Origin of the sequence: Coleofasciculus sp. FACHB-712, from assembly GCF_014695635.1 — a bacterium.
GTDB lineage: Bacteria > Cyanobacteriota > Cyanobacteriia > Cyanobacteriales > FACHB-T130 > FACHB-T130.
The window spans coordinates 1-6,089 of the sequence record NZ_JACJOQ010000035.1 but is presented as its reverse complement, the minus strand read 5'-3'; the positions used below and the strand labels follow the sequence as shown (position 1 = coordinate 6,089).

The 6,089-nt window shown below is 49.1% G+C and carries 7 protein-coding genes; 2 read left to right on the top strand and 5 right to left on the bottom strand.

Going from position 1 to position 6,089, the window contains the following annotated elements; all coding sequences use genetic code 11:
- Together H6F50_RS00530 and queA are read right to left on the bottom strand one after the other, a co-directional pair.
- On the bottom strand, positions 1–977 hold a 977-nt coding region (locus tag H6F50_RS00530), incomplete at its 3' end, for a tetratricopeptide repeat protein (RefSeq protein WP_190425129.1).
- Between the two features lie 125 nt (positions 978–1,102).
- On the bottom strand, positions 1,103–2,338 hold the full coding sequence (gene queA / locus H6F50_RS00525) for a tRNA preQ1(34) S-adenosylmethionine ribosyltransferase-isomerase QueA (protein ID WP_190425126.1): 1,236 nt from the start codon (positions 2,336–2,338) through the stop codon (positions 1,103–1,105).
- Between the two features lie 157 nt (positions 2,339–2,495).
- On the opposite strand from queA, the gene H6F50_RS00520 reads away from it, so the two are divergent.
- Entirely contained in the window at positions 2,496–2,885 is a 390-nt protein-coding gene (locus H6F50_RS00520; RefSeq protein WP_190414650.1) for a hypothetical protein, read from the top strand.
- Here the strand turns inward: H6F50_RS00520 and H6F50_RS00515 are convergent, their stop codons facing one another.
- Positions 2,886–3,476, bottom strand: coding sequence for a YraN family protein (locus tag H6F50_RS00515; protein ID WP_190414651.1), 591 nt, complete (start codon positions 3,474–3,476; stop codon positions 2,886–2,888).
- 14 nt (positions 3,477–3,490) lie between these two features.
- Between H6F50_RS00515 and H6F50_RS00510 the strand changes: the two genes are divergently transcribed.
- On the top strand, positions 3,491–3,997 hold the full coding sequence (locus H6F50_RS00510; protein ID WP_190425122.1) for a pentapeptide repeat-containing protein: 507 nt from the start codon (positions 3,491–3,493) through the stop codon (positions 3,995–3,997).
- Between the two features lie 101 nt (positions 3,998–4,098).
- Here the strand turns inward: H6F50_RS00510 and H6F50_RS00505 are convergent, their stop codons facing one another.
- Positions 4,099–5,505 carry an amidohydrolase family protein gene (locus H6F50_RS00505; RefSeq protein ID WP_190425119.1) on the bottom strand — a complete coding sequence of 469 codons (1,407 nt, stop codon included), beginning with the start codon at positions 5,503–5,505 and terminating at the stop codon, positions 4,099–4,101.
- 128 nt (positions 5,506–5,633) lie between these two features.
- On the bottom strand, positions 5,634–5,957 hold the full coding sequence (locus H6F50_RS00500; RefSeq protein ID WP_190425116.1) for an Mpo1-like protein: 324 nt from the start codon (positions 5,955–5,957) through the stop codon (positions 5,634–5,636).
- Positions 5,958–6,089: the final 132 nt, after the last annotated feature.

The following is a 6,089-nucleotide window of genomic DNA, read 5'->3' as shown; positions in this document are numbered from 1 at the left end:
TTGGCTTCCCTCAATGCCGCAGCTGCATCTTTGACCTGGTTCTCCTTTAACAGCATTGCTCCCAATTGTTGATAAGCGTCGCCATCATTGGGATTGAGACGCACCGCCTGCTTGAATCGATTGGCTGCCGCTTTGGAGTTGCCTTGCTGGACAAAAATTAGCCCCATTTGGTACTGAGCCTCTGCCAAGTTCGGATTCTTAGAAGCCGCTGCATTCAGGGCGTTAATCGCTTGTTTCGGCTGATTTTGCTGAGCGTAAAGTAACCCCAGTTGATATTGAGCATCGGCAAGCGTTGGGTCAAGTTCAACTGCTTTTTGAAACTGAGCCATCGCGGCTTCATTTTGATTTTGGTTGACTAACAGCAGTCCCAGATTATAGTAAGCGACTGCATATTTCGGGTCATTCTGAATCGCCTGCTGATAGGCAGCGATCGCTTCTTGTGTTTGACCTTTTGCCTCCAATGCCAAGCCCACATTATAGTGAGCATCTGCCAACTTGGGATTAAAACTGAGCGCTCGTTCATAGGCAGTCAGCGCGGCATCGGGTTGCCCTTGCTTATATAAAGCAACTCCCAAATTGTAGTAAGCTTCTGCCAAATTGGGGTCGAGACGAAGCGCTTGCAGGTACTCATTCGTTGCCTTCTCAAGCTGTCCTTGCTCGGCTAGGGAATTCCCCAACAGATAATAAGCCATCGCAATGCTGGAATCGAACTCAAGCGCTTTGCGAAGAGCTAGCTCTGCCCCTCGATAGTCTCCGCGATTATACCGCGTCACTCCTTGTTGGAAGTAAGTCGCTGCCTCAAAATCTTGAGTGTATAGACCTTCGACCATCTGCTTAGTGAGTACGGGCGACTCAAAAGAAGTTGTCTTTTGTCGCCCAGCCCGCGATTCACCGGCAAAGGCAGTGCTGGCAGTCGTCAAACCAAGACCGATCAAAGCAGCCGCAAGGAGATAAATTCGTTTGTGGTTTTTAAGCATATCTAGAACCCCGCACCACTCGCTATTTAGGAAAAAGGTAATTGGGAAGGTAATTAGTTGTCAGTTGCAATTTACCACTGACCAGCGATGATTGACATTCCTCATTACCTTAACTTGTCCCATCGTCATCTGATTGTGGCTTCCGGCAAGATTAGCATCGCGTCCCCAAAAGAATAGAAGCGATACCGATGCTTTGTTGCCACTTGGTACAATTCCAGCAACCGCTGACGCCCGATTAAAGCACCCACTAACATCAGCAAACTCGAACGGGGTAAGTGGAAATTGGTAATTAACCCCTCCACTACCCGCCACTGGTAGCCAGGATAGATAAATAACTCCGTCTTGCCCCTAAAGGAGTGTAATTCCCCATTCATAGCAGCTGACTCAAGCGATCGCACCACCGTTGTCCCCACGGCAATAATCCGACCCCCCCTCGCCTTGGTTTCCCGAATTTGTTCCACCGTAGACTTGGGGACTTCTACCCACTCCCCATGCATTTTGTGGGTGGTAATATCCTCTACTTCCACTGGGCGAAACGTCCCGACCCCGACGTGCAGCGTCACCGAAGCCTGCTGAATGCCTCGTTCTTGCAAGCGCTGGAGTAACTCTGGGGTAAAGTGTAGCCCAGCCGTGGGAGCAGCGATCGCTCCTTGAGCCTGGGCATACACAGTTTGGTACTGTTCCGCCTGGGATTGGGAATCGGTAATGTAAGGAGGTAGCGGCACTTGACCGTATTCCTCCAACAAATCTTCAAACCGACTCCCGGCTGGAACATCAAACTGCAACACCCGCCCCCCCGTCGCCTCATCCCTAGACAAAACCGTCGCACTCAATTGATTCGGGCTTGAGGCTGGGTTCAATTTTTCCTCAGCCCCCAGTTTCTGTGGTTCAAAGAATATCTGCGCCCCCGGTTGCAGACGTCGCCCTGGTTTCACCAAAGCTAGCCAGCAGTTGTTCTGCTGTTCCTCCAGCAGCAACACCTCCACGGGGGCACCCGTAGATTTACGACCCCGGAGGCGGGCAGGGATGACACGAGTATTATTTAATACCAGTAAATCTCCGGACTGGAGGAAGTCGGGTAAATCCCGAAAAATGGCGTGGCTGGGATGATCTGGGGATACCACCAGCAAACGCGCACTATCCCTTGGCACAGATGGATTCTGGGCAATCAGTTCTGCCGGGAGTTCATAGTCATAACTGGCGATTAACCGATCGATATCTATATCATCCCCGCTGGGTGCTTCAGCTTGAAACCGTAAGGATTCGGGGCTGTCTATCTTTAATCTTCTTGCCCCACTAACGGCTTTTGACTCTCCTAACCGGGGATCGCTGATGTGACTGTCTTCGTTAAATTCTGTCATGCCGTTAGTTTACTGATAAGGAATCGATCAATTTAACTTTGCAGATTGGGTAAATACCCCCAGATAAGAACGGGGGCTTCTCCCCTATCGCAGACTATCTTACTCATGGAGAATGAGAGTTATAGAACCAGCACGACCTAGACACTAAGAACTTCTCATGGAATACGTCTACTTTCTGGCCAATGCCAGCCTGACACTACGGGTGGTTGAGTATTTACACACAATGCCCCAGTTGCCCGTTCGTTTAATGACGGTGATTCATCAGATTGATGGCTGGGTGATCAAGGTCAAAATGAGTAACCATCTAAACGCGCAGCAAGATGGTGACTTCCGGGCGTTCATGAACGAACTGGGTATTCCCTACGAACCGGCTATTCGCCTCCAGATGGCGCTTTGGAGTCTGGAAACTGGACAGTCCCCCATCGATGTGATGCGTCGCTACCAAGTCGCTGTGGTTTCTCATGGTAGTCCCGATCGGAGCGATATTGAAGCCTTTCGCCAGCAGTTCACAAAAGGGCTGGGATATTGCCCGGAAACTCTAGCTTAATTAACTTAACGGCTCATCGAAAGCGGACTGAATATAGTCTTGTAGACTCAACTGATATTCTCCCACAGCTAAATTTCTAGGTTCTGGTAAAGAAATCAAAGGGAGCTTTTCAGGTTCTGGTAGCAGAACAGTATTGGTCTTAGGACGCTGACATCTGACCAAAGCGACATCAAACCGGCAAGGAAGATTTACTAAATCTGGGCGCTCTGCCAAAAAAATCTCTGCTGTGCGCCAGAGTTTAGCTTGCTTTTGCGGTGTAATCGCTAGCATTCCATCCGCATCCCAATTTCCCCGGCTGCGAGTTTTGACCTCGACAAAGATTAAGCAAGAGGACAGGGTAATGGGGCAATGGGGAACGGGTGATGGGTAATGGGTAGTGGGAAACTCTTCCTCCCGCTGTCTTCCTGTCTTTCTGTCTCCCCCTCCCTTACCTTCATCTGGGCGTTGTCGCGCAATTATATCAATTTCTCCCCAGCGGCAACGCCACCGGCGCTCAAGAATTTCCCAGGCTTGGGAAATCAACCATTGAGCAACTAGGTCTTCTCCTAAAACACCGATATCGGGATAATGAGATAGACGACGGTTTTCCATCAAATGGAACCAGCATGAAGTGTAGGCTAGATAATCGGATTTCGACAATTTTACTCGGTTTATTGCTTGTGGCGATCGCCATTGCCTCTTTTGGCGCGATCGCATCTCCCGCCTGGGCGAACGACTACAACAAAGAATTTTTGATTGGTGTAGATTTCTCCGGCAAAGAGCTGACCGACTCCAGCTTTACTAAAGCCAATCTCCGCAGTAGTAACCTGAGTCATACGAATTTGCGGGGTGTCAGTTTTTTTGGGGCTAATCTGGAAAGCGTCAATTTAGAAGGAGCCGATCTCAGAAACGCAACTCTGGACACAGCCCGCTTGACCAAAGCGAACTTAAAGAACGCGGTTTTGGAAGGGGCGTTTGCCTTTAACACTAAGTTTGAAGGTGCGATTATTGATGGAGCCGATTTTACAGATGTGCTGCTTCGTCAGGATGTGCAACAACAGTTGTGTAAAATAGCGTCCGGTACCAATCCCACTACTGGGCGCGAAACCCGCGAAACTTTGTTTTGTCCCTAATCCTTTTCAATCGGTTGTCACTTGGGGTTCAATACAAATCCTCCTAGGGACACGGGGCATTGCCCCGTGTTCGTAACGGAATTGTCTGCGCTCAAAAAGGGCTAATTAACCGTACTGTTCAGGCTGGCTGCATCAGCGATTTGATTCGGCGCAGATTGGCGCAGGCGATCGCCATACAGAGCCAGTGCATTGCCGCTAAGCAATAGTTCTAAATGCTCCCGGTCATAATCGGCAACAGTTGCAGCATCCTTGACACAGTCATGGAGTACCCCATCCCAGTGCCCATAATCTCCAGAGAAGCAAGCCAGATGTTTGCCAATTTCTCCCATCGCAATGTGAAGATAAGCAGGGCCTGGATCGTCTGATTCAAAGGAAGTAAAGATTTGACCCCGCTCAAAGTATTCCAACGGATCTCGATGGCGGAGATCGTAATGCTCATAAAGACTTGCATCCTCAATCTGAGACGGGTCATGCTGAGCATTCCACAGGAGATCGAAGAGATTTTTTGCCTGACTAATCAGGTTGATATTGTTGTGAGTGCCTCTTTCCTGAATCATCAGCTTGGTGAATTCCATCAGGGAAGGACGATAGGGATGCTTGGGGTCAAAGTCACGGATGCGTTTTTCCCAATGCTCGTGGAAAGCATGGGCAAGATCCGGCACCCAACCACAACCGCCTTCTAAAAAGCCAACCCGCAGGGAGGGGAATTGCTCAAACGCCCCATCAAAAACCATTCTGGCTAAAGCCAATTGTTGCTGGTTTCGCTGCACAAAAATGTGCGTCAAGACAAAGGTTTCCACATGATCGGAAATCCCCCCCACCATGTAAGATCCCGGCCCTCCATGAATGCCCAGACCAATATCCAAATCGGCGGCTGCTTGCAGGATAGGGCGGAAGTCAGGATGGCTAATCGCTTTACAGGTACGGATATCGGGGAAAGCTTGGGGCGCTTTCGGATGGGGAATCGGTAGGTTTGGGGCAACGGCGACGCTAATCATGCCCAGTTCGTTGATGCAACGGTGCATTTCAGCAACCGCGGCATCTACATCCTGTAGAGGCAATACACCAATCGGTTTGAGCCGGTTATCGTAACCCCGACAGTCGTCGGCAATGTAGTTGTTGTAAGCACGACACAGCGCGATCGCAAAGTCTTTATCCAATAAGCTAGAAAAGACTAAGTTGAGCGTGCCGTAAATTACCTGGATATCAATGCCTTCTTTATCCATGTGTTCAATCCGCACGCGATTGAACATTGCCCCCAAGGTTGTATCTGGATGCAGGTTGCGAAAGCCACCTTTCCCCAGTCCTTGAGGCTGCGGAAACATCCGCATAAAGTCGTTTTTACCTGTTGCCGGATTAAAGTCTACGATTCTCGCCCGTTGGTCGCCCAGACTATCAATCGCTAAACCGATGCGATCGCGATACTCTGGCTCTAGATAATCCCGCATTACTAAAGGATTTTCTATCTTATGGGCATCTGCATCAATTACCAGTAGACCTTGATACATGAAAACTCCTTAATTAATTGCTCAATCGTTACCTGCAAATAAATTCCAGGTTTTCAGGGCGTCGGATAGAAGCCTGCCCCGATGAAGACACAATGTTTTTAATTGAATACTCGCCTTTCGGCTGAAATTTAATTCAACGCTTTCTGCTTGCGATTCAAGTAGGTCCAAACTTGGCGCAGACCAAACCAGTTCTCAAAAGACCACATGAGGGAAACTAGGATGGTAATGCCAGGGTACTTTACAAAAGCCGGGTGATTCTTCTCGAAGACAGCATGACCGCCCAAGGCGAATACTTGGGTGAGGACTAAGCACACGAGCGTTAACCGCCAATCATAAAACAGAAAGACCACAGCGGCGATCGCTAGCACATTAGTCAAGTGGTGCAGAAACTGGTTGATGGGATGCTGATGACTCGCAACAAAGTGGGCTTTAGCCTCCTGGAAGTAGCTCAAAGTAATTCTCCTGCGGTTGAAACCCGAATTTGTCAAACTCAAAGCGTTGTAGGAACGATATCACTAAGTCTCTTGCGAAAGGGAGAGAAATTAGAATTTTTTTAGGTTGCTTTAACCCAGTTTGGACATTTT